This window comes from Pseudomonas sp. GM48 (genome assembly GCF_000282335.1).
GTDB lineage: Bacteria > Pseudomonadota > Gammaproteobacteria > Pseudomonadales > Pseudomonadaceae > Aquipseudomonas.
Genome location: NZ_AKJM01000035.1, coordinates 1 through 20,179, shown reverse-complemented (window position 1 = coordinate 20,179; position 20,179 = coordinate 1). Strand labels below are relative to the sequence as shown.

18 protein-coding genes are annotated in these 20,179 nt (G+C 60.4%); 7 read left to right on the top strand and 11 right to left on the bottom strand.

From position 1 onward, the window contains the following. Positions 1-50: 50 nt before the first annotated feature. From PMI28_RS24400 to PMI28_RS24425, 6 genes are all read right to left on the bottom strand, one after another. Positions 51-719, bottom strand: coding sequence for a gamma-glutamylcyclotransferase (locus tag PMI28_RS24400; RefSeq protein WP_007982890.1), 669 nt, complete (start codon positions 717-719; stop codon positions 51-53). A gap of 308 nt (positions 720-1,027) precedes the next feature. Continuing rightward, positions 1,028-1,996: a CDP-6-deoxy-delta-3,4-glucoseen reductase gene (locus PMI28_RS24405; RefSeq protein WP_007982888.1), complete on the bottom strand. Its 969-nt coding sequence runs from the start codon at positions 1,994-1,996 to the stop codon at positions 1,028-1,030. Further along, positions 1,996-3,462: a 4-hydroxy-3-polyprenylbenzoate decarboxylase gene (ubiD, locus tag PMI28_RS24410; protein WP_007982883.1), complete on the bottom strand. Its 1,467-nt coding sequence runs from the start codon at positions 3,460-3,462 to the stop codon at positions 1,996-1,998. The genes PMI28_RS24405 and ubiD overlap by 1 nt, the downstream gene beginning before the upstream one ends. Positions 3,463-3,603: 141 nt before the next feature. Beyond that, positions 3,604-4,863, bottom strand: a complete 1,260-nt coding sequence (gene rho, locus PMI28_RS24415) for a transcription termination factor Rho (RefSeq protein WP_003206716.1) — start codon at positions 4,861-4,863, stop codon at positions 3,604-3,606. Positions 4,864-5,110: 247 nt separating this feature from the next. Further along, positions 5,111-5,440: a thioredoxin TrxA gene (gene trxA / locus PMI28_RS24420; RefSeq protein ID WP_003206727.1), complete on the bottom strand. Its 330-nt coding sequence runs from the start codon at positions 5,438-5,440 to the stop codon at positions 5,111-5,113. Between the two features lie 120 nt (positions 5,441-5,560). Next, complete coding sequence (locus tag PMI28_RS24425; protein WP_007982877.1) at positions 5,561-6,268, bottom strand: FadR/GntR family transcriptional regulator; 708 nt, start codon at positions 6,266-6,268, stop codon at positions 5,561-5,563. A gap of 256 nt (positions 6,269-6,524) precedes the next feature. On the opposite strand from PMI28_RS24425, the gene PMI28_RS24430 reads away from it, so the two are divergent. The 5 genes from PMI28_RS24430 (at position 6,525) to ppx (ending at position 11,099) form a co-directional block, all read left to right on the top strand. Next, complete coding sequence (locus tag PMI28_RS24430; protein ID WP_033063110.1) at positions 6,525-7,310, top strand: transporter substrate-binding domain-containing protein; 786 nt, start codon at positions 6,525-6,527, stop codon at positions 7,308-7,310. Between the two features lie 22 nt (positions 7,311-7,332). Continuing rightward, the gene (locus tag PMI28_RS24435; protein WP_007982875.1) at positions 7,333-8,001 is read left to right on the top strand and encodes an amino acid ABC transporter permease; all 669 of its coding nucleotides are present in this window, start codon (positions 7,333-7,335) and stop codon (positions 7,999-8,001) included. Then, positions 7,998-8,648 (top strand): amino acid ABC transporter permease, encoded by a 651-nt coding sequence (locus PMI28_RS24440; RefSeq protein ID WP_007982874.1) that lies wholly within the window; start codon positions 7,998-8,000, stop codon positions 8,646-8,648. The genes PMI28_RS24435 and PMI28_RS24440 overlap by 4 nt, the downstream gene beginning before the upstream one ends. After that, complete coding sequence (locus tag PMI28_RS24445) at positions 8,635-9,372, top strand: amino acid ABC transporter ATP-binding protein (protein ID WP_007982872.1); 738 nt, start codon at positions 8,635-8,637, stop codon at positions 9,370-9,372. Before PMI28_RS24440 ends, PMI28_RS24445 begins: the two co-directional genes overlap by 14 nt. Before the next feature lie 224 nt (positions 9,373-9,596). Continuing rightward, positions 9,597-11,099 (top strand): exopolyphosphatase, encoded by a 1,503-nt coding sequence (gene ppx, locus PMI28_RS24450; RefSeq protein WP_007982870.1) that lies wholly within the window; start codon positions 9,597-9,599, stop codon positions 11,097-11,099. Positions 11,100-11,245: 146 nt separating this feature from the next. On the opposite strand, the gene ppk1 is transcribed toward ppx, so the two are convergent. Together ppk1 and hemB are read right to left on the bottom strand one after the other, a co-directional pair. Continuing rightward, positions 11,246-13,468, bottom strand: coding sequence for a polyphosphate kinase 1 (gene ppk1, locus PMI28_RS24455; RefSeq protein WP_007982867.1), 2,223 nt, complete (start codon positions 13,466-13,468; stop codon positions 11,246-11,248). A gap of 18 nt (positions 13,469-13,486) precedes the next feature. Continuing rightward, the gene (hemB, locus tag PMI28_RS24460) at positions 13,487-14,500 is read right to left on the bottom strand and encodes a porphobilinogen synthase (RefSeq protein WP_007982864.1); all 1,014 of its coding nucleotides are present in this window, start codon (positions 14,498-14,500) and stop codon (positions 13,487-13,489) included. Positions 14,501-14,707: 207 nt separating this feature from the next. Here hemB and PMI28_RS24465 point away from each other — a divergent pair, with 207 nt between their 5' ends. Continuing rightward, entirely contained in the window at positions 14,708-15,340 is a 633-nt protein-coding gene (locus PMI28_RS24465; protein ID WP_007982861.1) for a DedA family protein, read from the top strand. Here PMI28_RS24465 and PMI28_RS24470 read toward each other — a convergent pair. Next, positions 15,321-16,556, bottom strand: coding sequence for a sterol desaturase family protein (locus PMI28_RS24470; protein ID WP_007982859.1), 1,236 nt, complete (start codon positions 16,554-16,556; stop codon positions 15,321-15,323). The two genes, PMI28_RS24465 and PMI28_RS24470, sit on opposite strands and share 20 nt — an antisense overlap. A 115-nt stretch (positions 16,557-16,671) precedes the next feature. Between PMI28_RS24470 and elbB the strand changes: the two genes are divergently transcribed. Then, a complete protein-coding gene (gene elbB, locus PMI28_RS24475; RefSeq protein WP_007982857.1) occupies positions 16,672-17,340 on the top strand; it encodes an isoprenoid biosynthesis glyoxalase ElbB in 669 nt (222 codons plus the stop codon). 159 nt (positions 17,341-17,499) lie between these two features. On the opposite strand, the gene PMI28_RS24480 is transcribed toward elbB, so the two are convergent. Further along, a complete protein-coding gene (locus PMI28_RS24480; protein WP_007982854.1) occupies positions 17,500-17,955 on the bottom strand; it encodes a YaiI/YqxD family protein in 456 nt (151 codons plus the stop codon). Between the two features lie 109 nt (positions 17,956-18,064). Then, positions 18,065-19,963: a cytochrome c/FTR1 family iron permease gene (locus PMI28_RS24485; RefSeq protein ID WP_007982853.1), complete on the bottom strand. Its 1,899-nt coding sequence runs from the start codon at positions 19,961-19,963 to the stop codon at positions 18,065-18,067. Positions 19,964-20,179 lie beyond the last annotated feature (216 nt).

The window sequence follows — 20,179 nt, the reverse complement described above, 5'->3', positions numbered from 1 at the left end:
AGAGATTTCAGCTCGGACGAATAACACTGCGGCACAAACCAAGTCGCCTGTCAGGGCCGTGAAGCAGTTGCCTGGTCGGCCTTTGATTTGCAGCGCTTGAGCCGCGCCTCCAGATTCCGGTCTGGCATGGCGTGGCTACGCAGGGCGTGCGCGGTCTGCTCGACATAATCGCGAGTGGTGCCGTAACGCCCGCAAGCGTTTTCGAACACATGGCTCAGCACGTGGTCCGGCAGGTTGCCGGCATAGCTTGGCAGATGTCGCTCCAGCACAAAACCCAAGGCCTGAACCTGGCTGCCATCTTCGAGTCGGCAGTTAAGCCAGTGCGGGCGGTAGGAAGGAAATGGCATCTCGCGTTGCCAAAGTGCGTACAGCGACGCTTCGAGTTGCTCTTCGGGCAAGCGATAGGCGAAACCGCTGCAAGAGCCGCCGCGATCCAGGCCGAATACCAGGCCGGGCATTTCCGGGGTGCCGCGATGTTCGTGGGACCACAGGTACAACCCGCGATGGTAGCCATGCACCCGGCCGCGAACCCGCTCGACCGCCGTGCATTCAGGCCGCCAGATCAGCGAGCCGTAGGCGAACAGCCACACCGGCCCACCTTTGTGGCGCGCCATGGTCGATTGCATCGAGCTGAGCAATTGTTCGTGTGTGAGCTGCGGCCCCAGATCGAGCCGCGGAGGGTAAGCCAGGTTCAAAAAAGCAGATTCGATGGCGCTCATGGCGAATAGCGTTCAGCTCCCCGCGGGTGAAGAATTACTTAATAGAACGCACCGCTGTAACAATAAGGCACATAAGTTTTAAGGCAATTTGAATGCCATGGCACTGTTCTTAATTAATTGCCTGAATGGAATATAACCTACCGGCATCTATATGTTTTTATAAATACCGATAGGCTATATAGAGAGTTATATACCTGTAGGAGCGAGCTTGCTCGCGATGGTGTCAAGGCTATCGCGCTCATTCAGACTGCACGCGTTATCGTTGACCTCCATCGCGAGCAAGCTCGCTCCTACAGAGGGGGGCAGCATCAGGATCTGGGGGCGTAGGCAAATACGTCGGCGCGCATCTGATGGGCGTCCATTCCCGCCTCTACCAGCGCATCCAGCGTGCCGTAGACCATGGCCGGAGAACCACTGGCATAAACGTGCAGCGGCTTGAGATCAGGGAAATCTTCACAGACCGCTTCATGCAACATGCCGCAACGCCCCTCCCAGCCACACTGATCGCTGACGACCTTGTGCAGGAACAGGTTGGGCAATTTCAGCCATTCGTTCCAATGTTCGACTTGATAAAAGTCTTCTGGACGACGCACGCCCCAATACAAATGCACCGGATGCTTGAAACCCGTGGCCCGGCAATGTTCGATCAGGCCGTGAATCTGGCCCATGCCGGTGCCGGCGGCGATCAGCACGAGAGGACCGTCCGGCAACTCCTCCAGGTGGGTATCGCCAAATGGCAACTCGACCCGCACCATGCTGTTGCGCTGGAGCTGCTCGATCAGGCTCAGCGCACTGGATTCGCGCGCCAGTATGTGGATTTCCAGGTCGCGCCCCGCATGCGGTGCCGAGGCGAGGGAGAAGGCGGACTTTTCGCCGTTCTCGCGTTCGATCATCAGGTACTGGCCGGCGTGATAGCGCGGCGGTTTGCCCGCCGGAGCCCGCAGACGCACGCGCCAGGTATCGCCGCCCACGTCCTTGCACTCAATGACCTGACACGACACGCTGCGCACCGGCAGTTCTCCCAAGGCGAGCACGCCATCCCACAGCACGATGCAGTCTTCCAGCGGCTCCGCTATGCAAGTGTAGAACTCGCCATGGTCACGCACATTGCCGGCCTGCTCGACCCGGCCTTCCACCAGCAGCGCCGCGCACACGTGGCAATTACCATTGCGGCAGCTTTGCGGGCATTCGTAGCCCAAACGCCGTGCGCCATCGAGAATCCGCTCGCCGGGCAATATCTCAAGCACTGCTCCGGAGGGCTGCAAGGTTACACGCATCAATCTATTCCTAACTGATTCCAGATGGCATCGATCCGCTGGGTCACGGCATCGTCCTTGACGATGACCCGCCCCCACTCACGGGTGGTTTCGCCCGGCCATTTATGCGTGGCATCGAGGCCCATTTTCGAACCCAGGCCGGACACCGGCGAAGCGAAGTCCAGGTAGTCGATCGGCGTGTTGTCGATCATCACCGTGTCGCGCTTGGGGTCCATGCGCGTGGTGATGGCCCAGATCACGTCGTTCCAGTCCCGGGCGTTGATATCGTCGTCGGTGACAATAACGAACTTGGTGTACATGAACTGTCGCAAAAACGACCAGACACCCAGCATTACCCGCTTGGCGTGGCCCGGGTACGATTTTTTCATGGTCACGATGGCCATGCGGTACGAGCAACCTTCGGGCGGCAGGTAGAAATCGGTGATCTCAGGGAACTGCTTCTGCAGGATCGGCACGAACACTTCGTTCAACGCCACGCCGAGGATCGCCGGCTCATCCGGTGGACGGCCGGTGTAGGTGCTGTGGTAGATCGGTTTGATCCGGTGGGTGATGCGCTCGACGGTGAATACCGGGAAGCTGTCGACTTCGTTGTAGTAACCGGTGTGGTCACCGTACGGGCCTTCATCGGCCATCTCGCCCGGGTGGATCACGCCTTCGAGAATGATTTCGGCGGTGGCCGGCACTTGCAGGTCGTTGCCGCGGCATTTCACCAGTTCGGTGCGGTTACCGCGCAGCAGACCGGCGAAAGCGTATTCGGAAAGGCTGTCGGGCACCGGCGTCACGGCACCGAGGATGGTCGCCGGGTCAGCGCCCAGCGCGACCGATACCGGGAACGGTTGGCCGGGATGTTTTTCGCACCACTCGCGAAAATCCAGCGCGCCGCCGCGATGGCTCAGCCAGCGCATGATGACCTTGTTGCGGCCGATCACTTGCTGACGATAGATACCGAGGTTCTGGCGATCCTTGTTCGGGCCCTTGGTGACGGTCAGACCCCAGGTGATCAGCGGACCGACGTCGCCAGGCCAGCAGGTCTGTACCGGCAGCATGGCCAGGTCGACGTCGTCGCCTTCGATGACCACTTCCTGGCACACGGCATCCTTGACGACCTTGGGCGCCATCGAAATGATCTTGCGGAAGATCGGCAGCTTGGACCAGGCATCTTTCAGGCCCTTCGGCGGCTCGGGTTCCTTGAGGAACGCCAGCAATTTGCCAATCTCGCGCAGTTCGCTGACCGCTTCCGCGCCCATGCCCAGTGCTACGCGCTCAGGCGTACCGAACAGGTTGCCGAGCACCGGAATGTCATAACCCGTGGGCTTTTCGAAAAGCAGGGCCGGGCCTTTGGCGCGCAAGGTGCGATCGCAAACCTCGGTCATTTCCAGCACTGGGGACACCGGAACCTGGATGCGCTTGAGTTCACCGCGCTGTTCCAGGCCGCTGATAAAGTCGCGCAAGTCGCGATACTGCATGCGTGAGCCTCGTTTTGGCCGTGGCGTTCGGGGGCTGGCAGTTTAGCGCCGAAGCCCTCCGTTCAGAACCACGAACTGGCGTTTGATCAAAAATCAGATAGCAAAAAGCCGGGTTTCCCCGGCTCTCTTTGCACGTTCGACTTACTTGCGCTTCATCGACAGGAAGAACTCATCGTTGGTCTTGGTCGTTTTCAGCTTGTCGACCAGGAACTCGATGGCAGCCACTTCGTCCATCGGGTGCAGCAGCTTGCGCAGAATCCACATGCGCTGCAACTCGTCGTCGGCGGTCAGCAACTCTTCGCGGCGGGTGCCGGAACGGTTGATGTTGATGGCCGGGAAGACACGCTTTTCAGCGATACGACGATCCAGCGGCAGTTCCATGTTGCCGGTGCCTTTGAATTCCTCGTAGATCACTTCGTCCATCTTCGAGCCGGTTTCAACCAGCGCGGTGGCGATGATGGTCAGCGAGCCGCCTTCTTCGATGTTTCGCGCGGCGCCGAAGAAACGCTTCGGTTTCTCCAGGGCGTGGGCATCGACACCACCGGTCAATACCTTGCCGGAGCTCGGGATCACGGTGTTGTAGGCACGGGCCAGACGGGTGATGGAGTCGAGCAGGATCACCACGTCCTTCTTGTGTTCGACCAGGCGCTTGGCCTTCTCGATCACCATTTCGGCAACCTGCACGTGGCGGGTTGGCGGCTCGTCGAACGTCGAGGCAACCACTTCGCCGCGCACGGTACGCTGCATTTCGGTTACTTCTTCCGGACGTTCGTCGATCAGCAGCACGATCAGATGAACTTCAGGGTTGTTACGCGCGATGTTCGCGGCAATGTTCTGCAGCATGATCGTCTTGCCCGCTTTCGGCGGAGCAACGATCAGACCGCGCTGGCCTTTGCCGATCGGGGCGCACAGGTCGATGACACGACCGGTCAGGTCTTCGGTGGAACCGTTACCGGCTTCCATTTTCATGCGCACGGTCGGGAACAGTGGGGTCAGGTTCTCGAAGAGAATCTTGTTTTTCGCGTTTTCCGGACGGTCGAAGTTGATGGTGTCGACCTTGAGCAGCGCGAAATAACGCTCGCCTTCCTTTGGAGGGCGGATCTTGCCAACGATGGTGTCACCGGTGCGCAAGTTGAAACGACGGATCTGGCTCGGCGAGACGTAGATATCGTCTGGACCGGCAAGATAGGAAGCGTCAGCGGAGCGCAGGAAGCCGAAGCCGTCCTGGAGAATCTCCAGCACGCCATCACCGGAGATTTCCTCACCGCTTTTCGCGTGCTTCTTGAGCAGGGAGAAAATCACGTCCTGCTTGCGCGAACGGGCCATATTTTCTATGCCCATCTGTTCGGCCAATTCGAGCAGTTCGGTAATCGGCTTTTGCTTGAGTTCAGTCAGATTCATATAGGAATGACGTAATCATTTATGGAGGGGGGAAATTAAGCTTTTGGCTTAATGAGGCCGCGCCGCAGAGAAGGCGACAGGATCGCGTACTTATTCGAAAAGGAGTGCGTCGGCGACGGCTAGCAGGGGGCAATGGAGAAACCAGTGCGGGGCCGAATGTACCACCTGAGTTTAGGAGCGTCTAGCCCTGAATACGCAAAAAGCCCCGCTATTTGCGGGGCTTTTTCAAGACACTTTGCAGCGACGCTTAGATGTTGGCGTCGAGGAAAGCAGCCAGTTGCGACTTCGACAGCGCGCCGACCTTGGTCGCTTCAACGTTGCCGTTCTTGAACAGCATCAGGGTCGGGATACCGCGCACGCCGTGCTTGGCCGGGGTTTCCTGGTTTTCGTCGATGTTCAGCTTGGCAACGGTCAGCTTGCCTTTGTAAGTCTCGGCAATTTCATCCAGAACCGGAGCGATCATTTTGCAAGGGCCGCACCATTCAGCCCAGTAGTCGACCAGTACAGCGCCTTCGGCCTTGAGTACGTCGGCCTCGAAGCTAGCGTCGCTAACGTGTTTGATAAGATCGCTGCTCATGGAATTCTCCAGGTTGTAAGCAAAAAAACGTGGCCCATCATAGCCGCCCTTCCCTCGTTCAGGAAGGTGCAGATGATTGAGTCTCGCTATGGTGATTCATGAATTTGGGTATAGCTCAGGTCATGAAGTGGCGGGAGCGATGAACGCGATTCCGGTACGTAACGCCGCATTGCGTACGTGCTCATGCATGGCCTTTTGCGCCGCACCAGCAGCCCCCCGTGCCAGTGCCCGAAGGATTTTGCGGTGCTCCTGCCAGGTTTCCATGGCCCGTTCGGCCCGGATGAACGGTAGTTTCTGACTCTCAAGAAAGATATCGGCGCTGGCGGTGAGGATGCTCAACATCGCCTGATTGCCACTGGCAAGCAGGATGCGCCGATGAAACTCAAAATCCAGCCGCGACGCTGCGTCGAATTCGCCGGCACGCAAATGCTCACGCATGGCTGCGACGTTTTCCTCCAGCGCATCAAGGTCGGCGCTGCCCAGATTCACCGCCGCCAGCCCCGCCGCAAAACCCTCCAGTGCATAGCGCAACTGGAAGATGTCCAGCGGCGAAGCCTGCGCTGCGAACGGCCAGCTCGGCGGCGCATCGCTTTGCGGCAGGTCCACCGGCGATTGCACGAACACGCCTTTGCCCGGCTGGATGCTGATGACCCCCAGCGCACTCAGCGATGACAACGCCTCGCGCAACGACGCCCGACTGACCCCCAACTGCACCGCCAGGTCCCGTTGCGAGGGCAACGCATCTCCCGGCCCGAAGCCCTGCTCGGTAATCAGTTTGCGGATGGCTTGCAGCGCCACTTCAGGTACCGCGCGGGAGATCGAATTCATGGTTTTCCAGACGAACCAGGCCAATGTGCGCCCAGTTGTAAAGCTATTCGCGATGCTCGGCAAGTCGTGCCCCAAGGGAGTTCGGTGGTTTTCACGGATGCGCTATCGGGGTGCGAAAAACAACCTGACTGTTCAGACCAGTAAGACCGTGAAAGGCCAGCAAAACCGCGCTCTGGCGGCCCCCAAACCCTATGTTGGCATGGCCCGTGCTCTGTCGATCAGCAGAAATCACCTCTTGCCGATCCGGAGATTTGCCATGACGAAACGTTCCAGCGCCCTCCTCGCAGCCTTGTTCGCCAGCCTGATGCTGAGCCAGGCGCCCGCCCACGCCGACGGCCTGGAGGATGTGGTCAAGCGCGGCGTCCTCAAGGTCGCCGTGCCCCAGGACTTCCCGCCGTTCGGCTCGGTTGGCCCGGACATGAAACCCCGCGGCCTCGATATCGACACCGCGAAACTGCTGGCCGACCAGCTCAAGGTCAAACTCGAACTGACGCCGGTCAACAGCACCAACCGCATCCCGTTCCTCACCACCGGCAAGGTCGACCTGGTGATCTCCAGCCTCGGCAAGAACCCGGAGCGCGAGAAGGTCATCGACTTCTCCCGCGCTTATGCGCCGTTCTACCTCGCCGTGTTCGGTCCGCCAGACGCAGATATCAAAAGCCTGGACGATCTCAAGGGCAAAACCATCAGCGTCACCCGTGGCGCCATCGAAGACATCGAGCTGACCAAGGTCGCCCCCGAAGGCGTGACCATCAAGCGTTTCGAAGACAACAACTCGACCATCGCCGCGTACCTGGCCGGGCAAGTCGACCTGATCGCCAGCGGCAACGTGGTGATGGTTGCCATCAGCGAGAAGAGCCCAAAACGCGTGCCCGCACTGAAAGTGAAGCTCAAGGATTCTCCGGTCTACGTCGGCGTGAACAAGAACGAGCCGGCGCTGCTGGACAAGGTCAACCAGATCCTCGTGACCGCCAAGAGCGACGGCGCACTGGAAAAGAACGCCCTGGCCTGGCTGAAAGAGCCGCTGCCGGCCGACCTCTGATCCGGCGCGCAGGAGACGCTTTATGGCTTATCAGTTCGATTTCTTGCCGGTGGTGCAGAACACCGACATGTTGCTGCGCGGTGCACTGTTCACTCTTGAGCTGACGGCCATCGGCGCAGTATTGGGAGTAGGCCTCGGCATTGTCGGGGCGCTGGTACGGGCGTGGAACATCCGGCCTTTCGCGGGGATCTTCGCGGTTTATGTCGAGTTGATCCGCAACACGCCATTTCTGGTGCAGTTGTTTTTCATCTTCTTCGGCCTGCCGTCTCTGGGCGTGCAGATTTCCGAATGGCAGGCGGCGGTGCTGGCGATGGTCATCAACCTCGGCGCCTATTCAACCGAAATCATCCGCGCCGGCATCCAGGCGATCCCCCGGGGTCAGCTGGAAGCCGCGGCGGCACTGGCGATGACGCGCCTCGAAGCATTCCGCCATGTGGTGCTGCTGCCGGCACTGGGCAAAGTCTGGCCGGCCCTTAGCAGCCAGATCATCATCGTCATGCTCGGTTCGGCAGTCTGCTCGCAGATCGCCACCGAGGAGCTGAGCTTCGCCGCCAATTTCATTCAATCGCGTAACTTCCGCGCCTTTGAAACCTACGCCCTGACCACGCTGCTGTACCTGTGCATGGCACTACTGATCCGTCAGTTGCTGAACTGGATCGGCCAACGGTTCATCGCAAGGAGCAGCCGATGAGCGATTTCACCTTCTGGGACATCGTGCGCAACCTGCTCACCGGCCTGCAATGGACGCTGGCGCTGTCGCTGGTGGCGTTCATTGGCGGCGGGCTGATTGGCCTGTTGATCATGGTCATGCGCATCTCGGACAAATCCCTGCCGCGCAGCTTCGCCCGCACCTACATCGAACTGTTCCAGGGCACGCCACTATTGATGCAGCTGTTTCTGGTGTTCTTCGGCGTGGCACTGGCCGGCGTGGAAATTTCGCCGTGGGCGGCGGCTGCGATTGCATTGACGCTGTTCACCAGTGCTTACCTGGCGGAGATCTGGCGTGGCTGCGTCGATTCGATTCCCAACGGCCAATGGGAGGCTTCGTCGAGCCTGGCGCTGAACCCGTTGGAGCAGTTGCGCTACGTGATCTTACCGCAAGCCCTGCGTATAGCCGTGGCGCCGACCGTGGGCTTCTCGGTGCAAGTTGTCAAAGGCACCGCCGTCACCTCGATCATCGGCTTCACCGAGCTGACCAAGACCGGTGGCATGCTTGCCAACGCCACCTTCGAACCGTTCATGGTCTACGGCCTCGTGGCCCTCGGTTATTTCCTGCTCTGCTACCCCTTGTCCCTCAGTGCGCGCTACCTGGAAAGGAGACTGCATGCCTCTGCTTAGAATTTCCGCCCTGCATAAATACTATGGCGATCACCATGTGCTCAAAGGCATCGACCTGAGCATCGAGGAAGGCCAGGTGGTGGCGATCATCGGTCGCAGCGGCTCGGGTAAATCCACCCTGCTGCGCACCCTCAACGGTCTGGAATCGATCAACGACGGCGTCATCGAAGTCGACGGCGAGTACCTCGATGCCGCGCGCGCTGATCTGCGCAGCCTGCGGCAGAAAGTCGGCATGGTGTTCCAGCAATTCAACCTGTTCCCGCACCTGACCGTGGGAGAGAACGTCATGCTTGCGCCGCAAGTGGTGCAAAAAGCTCCGAAAGCCAAGGCTGCCGAACTGGCGCGGCAAATGCTGGAACGGGTCGGGCTGGGCGAAAAGTTTGATGCCTTCCCTGATCGACTGTCCGGCGGGCAGCAACAGCGGGTGGCGATTGCCCGGGCACTGGCGATGTCGCCGAAAGTGTTGCTGTGCGACGAAATCACCTCGGCCCTGGACCCGGAACTGGTCAATGAGGTGTTGAGCGTGGTCCGGCAACTGGCCAGGGAAGGCATGACACTGATCATGGTCACCCACGAAATGCGCTTCGCCCGGGAAGTTGGGGACAAGTTGGTATTCATGCACCAGGGCAAGGTGCATGAGGTGGGGGATCCGAAAGTATTGTTCGCCAACCCGCAGACGGCGGAGCTGGCGAATTTCATTGGGACGGTTGAGGCGGCGGGCTGATAGATTTTTGTTGACTGGAAGGCCCTCTTCGCGAGCAAGCCCGCTCCCACAGTTGACCGTGTTGTTACTGGTTAATGTGGGAGCGGGCTTGCTCGCGAAGAGGCCATCCGTAGCACCACAAAACTTTCCGCGGCAGAAGATCGCAGCCTTCGGCAGCTCCTATGCGTTGGCGGCAGCCTTTGATCGTGGCACGATGTCGAGGTTATCGACCGAGACCCCCGACCATGCCGCAATCCCAAGCCAAGAATCTGTCCCTGATCGCCGCAATCGACCTGGGCTCCAACAGCTTTCACATGGTCGTGGCCAAGGCCCAGAACGATGAAATCCGTATACTCGAGCGTCTCGGGGAGAAGGTTCAGCTGGCCGCCGGCATCGACGAAGAACGCCACCTCAGCGAAGAATCCATGCAGCGCGGGCTCGATTGCCTCAAGCGCTTCGCCCAACTGATCAGCGGTATGCCGACCGGCGCCGTGCGCATCGTTGGCACCAACGCCTTGCGTGAAGCCCGCAACCGCGCCGAATTCATCCATCGTGCCGAAGAAATTCTCGGCCACCCGGTGGAAGTCATTTCCGGCCGTGAAGAAGCGCGCCTGATCTACCTCGGCGTGTCCCACACCCTCGCCGACACCCCGGGCAAGCGCCTGGTGACGGACATCGGCGGCGGCAGTACCGAATTCATCATTGGCCAGCGCTTCGAACCGCTGCTGCGCGAAAGCCTGCAGATGGGTTGCGTCAGCTATACCCAGCGTTATTTCAAGGACGGCAAGATCACCCCGGCCCGTTACGCCCAGGCGTACACCGCGGCGCGTCTGGAGATCATGAGCATCGAGCACGCCCTGCACCGCCTGACCTGGGATGAAGCCATCGGCTCCTCGGGCACCATCCGCGCCATCGGCCTGGCACTGAAGGCTGGCGGCCACGGCACCGGCGAGGTCAACGCCGAAGGCCTGGCCTGGCTCAAACGCAAACTGATCAAGCTGGGCGACGTCGAGAAAATCGATTTCGAAGGTATCAAGCCGGATCGCCGGGCAATTTTCCCGGCCGGCCTGGCGATTCTCGAAGCGATATTCGACTCCCTCGAACTGCAACGCATGGATCACTGCGAAGGCGCCCTGCGCGAAGGCGTGCTCTATGACCTGCTGGGCCGCCATCATCACGAAGACGTGCGCGAACGCACCCTCACTTCGCTGATGGGGCGCTACCACGTCGATCAGGAACAGGCGGCACGGGTCGAGCGCAAGGCGTTGCATGCGTTCGATCAGGTGGCCGAGGACTGGGATCTGGAAGACGGCGTCTGGCGCGAACTGCTCGGCTGGGCGGCCAAGGTCCATGAAGTGGGCCTGGACATCGCTCACTACCAGTACCACAAGCACGGCGCCTACCTGATCGAGCACTCGGACCTCGCCGGGTTCTCCCGCGAAGATCAGTTGATGCTCGCGCTGCTGGTACGCGGCCACCGACGCAACATTCCCAAGGACAAGTTCGCCGAATTCGGTGACGACGGCACCAAGCTGATTCGCCTGTGCGTGCTGCTGCGCTTTGCGATCCTGTTCCACCACATCCGTGGCACCCAGCAAATGCCTCAGGTGGAACTGAACGCCAGTGGCAACAGCCTGGAAGTGGTATTCCCGGAAAACTGGCTGGACGAAAACCAGCTGACCCAGGCCGACTTTGAAATTGAAGCGCAATGGCTGACCCGGGTCGACATTGTGCTGAGCGTGCGCTGAAATTGAAAAAGGCCTTCTTCGGAAGGCCTTTTTTTGTTCACAACCCATGTGGGAGCGGGCTTGCTCGCGAAGGCGGCCGAACAGCCAACATTGATGTTGGATGTGATGGCCTCTTCGCGAGCAAGCCCGCTCCCACAGGTTCCGTGTTAACGAACTGCCAGGATCGGGCTGCCCAAACGCTCCAGCAATGTCGCCTGGGCGCTGCGCGGGTTCTGGTTACCGGTCGGCGTGTTACGGATGTAACGGCCGTCCGACTGCAGGCTCCAGCTGTGGGTGTTGTCGGTGAGATACAACTCCAGCTCTTTCTTGACCCGCATGATCAGCTTCTTGCCTTCCACCGGGAAGCAAGTCTCGACGCGCTTGTCGAGGTTGCGCTCCATCCAGTCGGCACTGGAGAGGAACATCTGCTCGTCGCCACCGTTGAGGAAGTAGAAGACCCGGGTGTGTTCCAGGAAGCGGCCGATGATCGAACGCACGTGGATGTTATGCGAGACCCCGGCAATGCCAGGCCGCAGGCAGCACATGCCACGCACCACCAGATCGATGCGCACGCCCGACTGGCTGGCCTTGTACAGCGCGCGGATGATCTTTGGATCGGTCAGCGAGTTGAACTTGGCGATGATGTGCGCCGGTTTGCCGTCGAGGGCGAACTGGGTTTCGCGGGCAATCATGTCGAGCATGCCCTTTTTCAGGGTAAACGGTGCGTGCAGTAACTTCTTCATGCGCAACGTCTTACCCATGCCGATCAACTGACTGAACAGTTTGCCAACGTCTTCGCACAAGGCGTCGTCGGAGGTCAGCAGGCTGTAGTCGGTGTACAGGCGGGCGTTGCCGGCGTGGTAGTTACCCGTACCGAGGTGCGCGTAACGCACGATTTCACCAGCCTCGCGACGCAGGATCAGCATCATCTTGGCGTGGGTCTTGAAGCCGACCACACCGTAAATCACCACCGCACCGGCCGCTTGCAGGCGGCTGGCCAGTTGCAGGTTGGATTCTTCGTCGAACCGCGCACGCAGTTCGATCACCGCCGTGACTTCCTTGCCGTTACGCGCTGCATCCACCAGCGCATCGACGATTTCCGAGTTGGCGCCGGAACGGTACAGGGTCTGGCGCACCGCCAGCACGTGTGGATCCTTGGCAGCCTGGCGCAGCAGGTCGACCACCGGGGTGAACGACTCGAACGGGTGCAGCAGCAGGATGTCCTGCTTGCTGATCACGCTGAAAATGTTCTCGCTGTTCTGCAGCAGTTTCGGAATCTGCGGGGTGAACGGCAGGTATTGCAGCTCGCGCTGGCTGTCCAGGCCAGTGATGCTGAACAGCCGCGTCAGGTTCACCGGACCGTTGACCTGATACAACTCGCTCTCGCTCAGGTTGAACTGCTTGAGCAGGTAGTCGGACAGGTGTTTCGGGCACGTATCGGCGACTTCAAGACGTACCGCGTCACCGTAGCGACGGGAGAACAGTTCGCCGCGCAGGGCGCGGGCCAGGTCTTCGACGTCCTCGGAGTCCAGCGCCAGGTCGGCGTTACGGGTCAGGCGGAATTGGTAGCAGCCCTTGACCTTCATGCCCTGGAACAAGTCATCGGCGTGGGCGTGGATCATCGACGACAGGAACACGTAGTTGTCACCTGGGCCACCGACCTCTTCCGGAACCTTGATCACCCGCGGCAGCAGGCGCGGTGCCGGAATGATCGCCAGACCGGAGTCGCGACCGAAAGCATCGATGCCTTCGAGTTCGACGATGAAGTTCAGGCTCTTGTTCACCAGCAACGGGAACGGGTGCGTCGGGTCGAGGCCGATCGGGGTGATGATCGGCGCGATCTCGTCACGGAAATAACGGCGGACCCAGGTTTTCAGCTTGGTCGTCCAGTAGCGGCGACGGATGAAGCGGACCTGATGTTTTTCCAGTTCCGGCAACAGAATGTCGTTGAGGATCGCGTACTGGCGATCGACGTGACCGTGGACCAGTTCGCTGATGCGGGCCAGGGCCTGATGCGGTTGCAGACCATCGGCGCCGGCCTGTTCACGGGCGAAAGTGATCTGCTTCTTGAGGCCGGCGACGCGAATCTCGAAGAACTCGTCCAGGTTGCTGGAGAAGATCAGCAGAAACTTCAGCCGCTCCAGCAACGGATAGGACTCGTCCAGCGCCTGCTCCAGCACGCGGATGTTGAACTGCAGTTGCGAGAGCTCGCGGTGGATGTACAGGCTGCTGTCATCCAGGCCGGGAATGGCCACCGCCGGCACTGGCGCAGCGGTTTCGACAACCGCCGCGGGCGGAGCTGGCTCCAGCTCCGGCGGGGTCTCGTGGACTTGCTCCACCACTGGTTGAGCGTCTTTTACGGCAACTTCAGTGAGTACTTCGGTATTCATCGAATGTTCCTGGGAGGGCTATTTTTGCTCTCGTAACAATTGAGCGGCACGAACGGCAAAGTACGTCAGGATGCCATCGGCGCCTGCACGTTTGAAAGCGGTCAGGGATTCGAGGATAACCCCTTCGCTCAACCAGCCATTCTGGATCGCCGCCATGTGCATGGCGTATTCGCCGCTGACTTGATAAACAAAAGTCGGCACTTTGAACTCTTCTTTTACCCGACACAGGATGTCCAGGTACGGCATGCCTGGCTTGACCATGACCATGTCTGCACCTTCTGACAAGTCCGCCGCCACTTCGTGCAGGGCTTCATTGCTGTTGGCCGGGTCCATCTGATAGGAGGCCTTGTTGGCCTTGCCCAGGTTCAGCGCCGAACCGACCGCATCGCGGAACGGGCCGTAATAGGCGCTGGCGTATTTCGCCGAGTAAGCCATGATCCGTACATTGACGTGACCTGCCACTTCGAGGGCTTCGCGGATCGCCTGGATGCGACCGTCCATCATGTCCGATGGCGCCACGACCTGAGCGCCGGCTTCGGCGTGGGACAGGGCTTGCCTGACCAGTGCATCGACAGTGATGTCGTTCTGCACGTAGCCTTCTTCATCAAGAATGCCGTCCTGGCCGTGGGTGGTGAACGGATCCAGGGCGACGTCGGTGATCACGCCCAGCTCAGGGAATTGCGCACGCAGGGCGCGGGTGGCGCGTTGGGCGATACCTTGCGGGTTCCACGCTTCGGCGGCGTCCAGCGACTTGAGTTCCGCAGGCGTCACCGGGAACAGCGCCAGCGCCGGAATCCCCAGTTCAACCCATTTGGCCGCCTCTTCCAGCAACAGATCGATGGTCAGGCGTTCGACGCCCGGCATCGAGGCCACCGCTTCGCGACGGTTTTCACCGTCCAGCACGAATACCGGCAGGATCAGATCATCGACGGTCAGGACATTTTCACGGACCAGACGACGCGAGAAGTCGTCACGACGGTTGCGGCGCAGGCGGGTTGCGGGGAACAAACGGTTGGCGGGGGTAAAGCTCACGGCAGACTCCTGAGCCCGCGCTTACGGGCGAGCGTGACAGTTATAAGCGGCCATTATGACGAACGCATGACAGTTATGTGCGCGCTGCGACAGGTAGCCGCATTCCATTGTCCTTGTAGGAAATGTTCACGTCGAGACACATTTGGACACTTTCCTGAATGTGCCCGAAGGGTTAGGCTGCGCGTTCATTTCGCCAGCACCCAGACAATGCTCCAACAATTTCTGCATGACTTCGGCTACTTTGCCCTCTTTCTAGGCACGTTCTTCGAAGGCGAAACCATTCTGGTACTCGCGGGCTTCCTTGCGTTCCGTGGATACATGGACATCAACCTGGTGGTGGTCGTGGCCTTCTTCGGCAGTTATGCCGGCGACCAGCTGTGGTATTTCCTGGGGCGCAAACACGGCCGCAAACTGCTGGCGCGCAAACCCCGCTGGCAAATGATGGGTGACCGGGCGCTGGAACACATTCGCAAGCATCCGGACATCTGGGTACTGAGCTTCCGCTTCGTTTACGGTTTACGTACGGTCATGCCGGTGGCCATCGGGCTGTCGGGCTATCCGCCGGGTCGTTACCTGCTGCTCAACGGCATTGGCGCGGCGATCTGGGCCGCCGCACTGGCAGCGGCCGCGTACCATTTCGGCGCAGTGCTCGAAGGCATGCTCGGCAGTGTGAAGAAGTACGAACTCTGGGTGCTCGGTGCGCTGCTGGTCCTGGGCTTCGTACTGTGGCTGCGCCGGCGCTTCAAGAATGCCCGCCTGGCCAAGCAGGTCTACGCCGACGAACAAGCCCTGAAAACTGCGCGGACCAATACCGAAGGCCCTACGACGCCAACCGAGTGATGCGGTTTCTGCAACAGTAGAGACCGATGCCGCTCACCAGGCTGTAACTGAGCAGGCCGACCCAGCCCACCGTACTGGCCGGCCACAGCCCCAGCACCGGGGCCAGCCATACCAATGGCAAATTCGACGCCAGCCGCACCAGCTCCAGCTTCAATGCCCACGGGCGATTCTCCAGGGCCACGCCCAGCACAAACAGACCGAACGCCACCGCTCCCCAGCCCAACACCAGGGCGGCGGCCGGCAAGCGCGACTCCAGATTCATCAAGTAACTGCCGAGCGCGATGTAGACGCAGAACTGCAACAGCACGTAGAGCTGCTGACGCCCGTCCAGCGGCACCTCGAACTTGCGGAACCGGGTCAGGTCCGGCTTGTTCATCGGGTACTTGGCCGCCACGTCCGCCGGGCGCCAGCCGGTGCGCATGAACCAGATCCGCAGCTTGTCCCAGGTGTTTTCGGCACGCCGGGCATCGGCCCACAACTGCGCGTAGAACTGCACGTTCGCCCATACCGGATTCCAGCTCGCCAGCGGCGTGGTCACGCCGAAGATCACCGGCTCGTTGTCGTCTTCTTCCTGGAACGAGCCGAACAGACGGTCCCAAATAATGAACACGCCGCCGTAGTTGCGATCCATGTAGAGAGCGTTCTGTGCGTGGTGAGCCCGATGATTGGACGGCGTGACGAAGAACCATTCGAACCAGCCAAGCTTGGGAATGTGCCGGGTGTGCACCCAGAACTGGTACAGCAGGTTCAGCGCCGCGACGCTGACGAACACCAGCAGCGGCACGCCGAACACCGCCATCGGCAGATAGAAGATCCAGCTCAGCAAGAAACCGGTACTGGTCTGGCGCAAGGCCGTGGAAAGGTTGTAGTCCTCGCTCTGGTGATGCACCGAATGGGCGGCCCAGAGGATGTTGCGCTCGTGGCCCATGCGGTGCAGCCAGTAGTAGCAGAAATCGTAGAAGACAAAGGCAAACACCCAGGTCCAGAGGCTGTCGGCCGACAGTTCAAACAGCGCCAGATGCTGGAGGGCAAAAGCGTAGGTCACCAGACCCACACCCTTGGTCAAAAGGCCCGTGGTGGTCGACAGCACACCGGTGCTGATGCTGTTGATCGCGTCCGCCACCCGATAGTTGCTCACCCCGCGCCAACGGTCGGTCAGCAGTTCGACGGCGATCAGCACAAAGAAAAACGGCACCGCATACAGAATGAAGTCCATGACGCGCCCTGATCGGAATCTTGAGGACAGATGCTATGTGTAGCCGTGAATTAACCCTATGGCAACGAGTGACAAATTAGTGGACATTTAACGCCATGAATCTGGAGAAAAGCCCATGAGCAAAAAAGTTGCAGTGATCCTTTCCGGTTGTGGCGTGTACGACGGCGCCGAGCTCCACGAGAGCGTCATCACCCTGCTGCGTCTGGACCAGCGCGGCGCCCAGGTGCAGTGTTTCGCACCGAACATCGCGCAGTTGCATGTGATCAACCACCTGACGGGCAAAGAAATGCCCGAGTCGCGCAACGTGCTGGTGGAATCGGCGCGGATTGCCCGGGGCAACATCAAGGATATCCGTGACGCGAACGTCGATGACTTCGATGCGCTGATCGTGCCCGGCGGCTTCGGCTCGGCCAAGAACCTGTCCAACTTTGCCATCGAAGGCGCCGGCTGCACCGTTCAACCGGATGTCCTGGCACTGACGGAGGCTTTTGCCGAGGCCGGCAAACCGGTGGGGTTGATGTGTATCTCCCCTGCCCTGGCGGCAAAGATCTACGGCCCTGGCGTGACCTGCACCATTGGCAACGACACCGACACCGCTGCTGCGATGAACAAGATGGGTGCCACTCATACCGATTGCGCCGTCGGCGACATCGTCGAGGACAAGGCGCGCAAACTGGTGAGCACCCCGGCTTATATGCTGGCGCAGAGCATCAGCGAGGTGGCTTCCGGCATTAACAAACTGGTCGACCGCGTGCTCGAACTGACCCACGAAAACGACGCCTGAATGTTGACTGTTTTTTGTGGCGAGGGAGCTTGCTCCCGTTCGGCTGCGCAGCAGCCGTAGTACCGGCTGACCGGGCCTCTTGAAACCGAAGTGAATGGTTTTGGGGCTGCTTCGCAACCCAACGGGAGCAAGCTCCCTCGCCACAAGGATCGGGCTCATTCAAGTTTTGCGGGCCAGCCGGGTGAGGATCCGGTCCAGCGCATTGGCAAACGCCTGCTTTTCACGGTCGCCGAACGGCGCTGGCCCCCCACCCATTTGCCCCTGTTCGCGCAAATCGGTGAACAGGTTGCGCACGGCCAATCGCTCGCCCATGTTCTGCGCATCAAACTCCTTGCCCCGTGGATCGAGCGCTGCCACGCCCTTCTTCACCAGTCGGTCGGCCAATGGCACATCGCTGCAGATCACCAGTTCACCGGGGACCGCGTGTTCCACCAGGTAATCATCGGCCGCATCCGGGCCGCTCGGCACCACGATCAACTTGACCAGCGCCAGCTCCGGCTTGGTCTGCGGCTGTCCGGCCACCAGCACCACTTCGAACTGGCGCTTGAGGGCGAACTTCACCACCAGGTCCTTGGCTGCCCGCGGACAGGCGTCGGCATCGATCCACACACGCATTGGTTTTTCCTCTGTTGAAAAGCATCACGGGCAAGCCACGCTCCCACAGGTTAACGCTAAACCTGTGGGAGCATGGCTTGCCCGCGAAAGTAAGCGAAGCGAATGCCGTTTAAGAAACCTGCACCCGCTGCCTCTCGACCACCCGGCTACGACCGTACAACACGACAATCGCAATGATCGCCACAACCTGAGCGCTCAGCGAATACGCATCGGCATGGATTCCCAACCATTCAAAGTCAAAGAACGGTACCGGTCGCGTGCCGAAGATCCCGGCTTCTTGCAGCGCTTTCACGCCATGCCCGGCAAACACCACCGACAAGGCGCACAGTAGACCCGCGTTGATGCTGAAGAACAGCGCCAGCGGCAGCTTCGCCGAACCGCGCAAAATCACCCAGGCCAGGCCGACCAGCAACACCAGCGCCGTGGCCCCGCCGGCCAGCACTGCGTTGTGTCCCGCGGGACCCGCCTGCAACCACAGGGTTTCGTAGAACAGAATCACCTCGAACAGTTCGCGATACACCGAGAAAAACGCCAGGGTCGCAAAGCCGAAACGCCCGCCGCCGCCCACCAGGCTGGTCTTGATGTAATCCTGCCAGGCCGCCGCGTGACGACGGTCGTGCATCCACACGCCCAGCCACAACACCATGACGCTGGCAAACAACGCCGTCGCGCCTTCCAGCAATTCACGCTGTGAACCGCTGACATCAATGACATAGGCTGCCAGCGCCCAGGTACCCAGCCCCGCTACAAACGCCAGGCCCCAACCGACGTTGACGCTGCGCACCGCCGTCTGTTGACCCGTGTTACGCAGGAAAGCCAGGATCGCCGCCAGCACCAGAATCGCTTCCAGACCTTCGCGCAGCAGAATCAGCAGGCCGGAAATGTAACTCAGCGACCAACTCAAACCGTCGTTGCCCAGCAGACCGGCCGAGGTTTTCAACCGGGCCTTGGCCGCATCCAGGCGCTGTTCGACGTCACTCACCGACAGGCCGTCCTGCAGCGACTGACGGTAAGCCATCAGGGATTTTTCAGTGTCTTTACGCACGTTGGCGTCAATGTTATCCAGCGAGCTTTCAACCAGCTCGAAGCCTTCCAGATACGCCGCTACCGATAAGTCATAAGCCTGATCATGCTCACCGGCACGATACGCCGCGATGCTCTTGTCCAGAGTGGCCGCGGTGTAGTCGAGCAGTTGTGCCGGGCCACGCTTGACCTGCGGCGGTTGCGCCCGCTGGGCACGGAACGTCGCAGCGGCTTGTGGGCCTTCGGCGGTCTGTACTTCGGCCGGGGTCTGACGGGCCAGGTCGGCGATGTTGTAGGTTTTGTCTGCATTGGCCGTCGCCAGGTCGACACTGAAGCTGGCGATATAGGTGGCCAGGTCCCAGCGCTGGCGATCATCCAGTTGGTCGGCAAAGGCCGGCATGTCAGTCCCTTCAATGCCCAGGCCCAAAGTGCTGTAGATCGCGTAGAGGCTCAGGCGATCCAGCCGCGTGGTATCGCGCAGGTTGGACGGCGCTGGCGTCATACCGACACCCGCCGGGCCATCGCCGGCCCCCGTGTCGCCATGGCAGACCGAGCAATGCTGGGCGTACAGCGGCGCCCCACGCGACGGGTCCGGCGTAATGACCGGGGCCTGACTGACTTCATAGGCCACGGCCAGCTTCGCACCCAGTTGCCGGGCTTGGCGAGTGACTTCGACACCGTCCTGACGGGCGCTGATGGAACCTTCCAGCGCGGTCAGGCTTTGCTCCAGCGCGGCTGTTTCCGGTTTGGCTGGCATGGCCGCCATCAGACTTCCCAGCGTTTCGACCGATTCTTGCTGCGTACGAAATCCGGCCTGGTCCGTGATGCTGCCCGCCTGCACCGTGTCCGGGTAATCCGCGCTGATGTAATCGAGCAAGTGCAGCGCCTGCGGCGCACCTTCGGCGGAGGCGGCCAGCAGTTGAAAGCTGCACGCCGCGAACAGCGGCAGCAACAGCCAGGCCAGGAAACGGGCGGGGGCAATCATGAATGAATCTCAATTTGCAAAACGAAGTTACATATTGTTAACGCCCAACGGATTTCGCTCAAGCGTTGTTGGGCCTTCCCGCGAAATCGCGGGGCTCTCCAAGGCACTGATTCGTCAATGAAAAAGGCGACTGCATGGGTTAATGCCAGTCAGTTAAGCAATTTCAGCCGCGCCACCCTTTGTAGCAGCTGCCGAGCCCGCGAGGCTGCGTTCGGC

Bases quoted from the DNA above. Each gene is read 5' to 3' on its own strand.
- PMI28_RS24425 (WP_007982877.1), bottom strand. From the start codon at position 6,268: ATGAATTCGATCTCCCGCGCGGTACCTGAAGTGGCGCTGCAAGCCATC.
- PMI28_RS24435 (WP_007982875.1), top strand. From the start codon at position 7,333: ATGGCTTATCAGTTCGATTTCTTGCCGGTGGTGCAGAACACCGACATG.
- rho (WP_003206716.1), bottom strand. From the start codon at position 4,863: ATGAATCTGACTGAACTCAAGCAAAAGCCGATTACCGAACTGCTCGAA.
- PMI28_RS24405 (WP_007982888.1), bottom strand. From the start codon at position 1,996: ATGCGTGTAACCTTGCAGCCCTCCGGAGCAGTGCTTGAGATATTGCCC.
- PMI28_RS24445 (WP_007982872.1), top strand. From the start codon at position 8,635: ATGCCTCTGCTTAGAATTTCCGCCCTGCATAAATACTATGGCGATCAC.
- PMI28_RS24440 (WP_007982874.1), top strand. From the start codon at position 7,998: ATGAGCGATTTCACCTTCTGGGACATCGTGCGCAACCTGCTCACCGGC.
- elbB (WP_007982857.1), top strand. From the start codon at position 16,672: ATGAGCAAAAAAGTTGCAGTGATCCTTTCCGGTTGTGGCGTGTACGAC.
- PMI28_RS24470 (WP_007982859.1), bottom strand. From the start codon at position 16,556: ATGGACTTCATTCTGTATGCGGTGCCGTTTTTCTTTGTGCTGATCGCC.
- PMI28_RS24430 (WP_033063110.1), top strand. From the start codon at position 6,525: ATGACGAAACGTTCCAGCGCCCTCCTCGCAGCCTTGTTCGCCAGCCTG.
- PMI28_RS24400 (WP_007982890.1), bottom strand. From the start codon at position 719: ATGAGCGCCATCGAATCTGCTTTTTTGAACCTGGCTTACCCTCCGCGG.
- PMI28_RS24480 (WP_007982854.1), bottom strand. From the start codon at position 17,955: ATGCGTGTGTGGATCGATGCCGACGCCTGTCCGCGGGCAGCCAAGGAC.
- PMI28_RS24465 (WP_007982861.1), top strand. From the start codon at position 14,708: ATGCTCCAACAATTTCTGCATGACTTCGGCTACTTTGCCCTCTTTCTA.
- trxA (WP_003206727.1), bottom strand. From the start codon at position 5,440: ATGAGCAGCGATCTTATCAAACACGTTAGCGACGCTAGCTTCGAGGCC.
- PMI28_RS24485 (WP_007982853.1), bottom strand. From the start codon at position 19,963: ATGATTGCCCCCGCCCGTTTCCTGGCCTGGCTGTTGCTGCCGCTGTTC.
- ppx (WP_007982870.1), top strand. From the start codon at position 9,597: ATGCCGCAATCCCAAGCCAAGAATCTGTCCCTGATCGCCGCAATCGAC.
- ppk1 (WP_007982867.1), bottom strand. From the start codon at position 13,468: ATGAATACCGAAGTACTCACTGAAGTTGCCGTAAAAGACGCTCAACCA.
- ubiD (WP_007982883.1), bottom strand. From the start codon at position 3,462: ATGCAGTATCGCGACTTGCGCGACTTTATCAGCGGCCTGGAACAGCGC.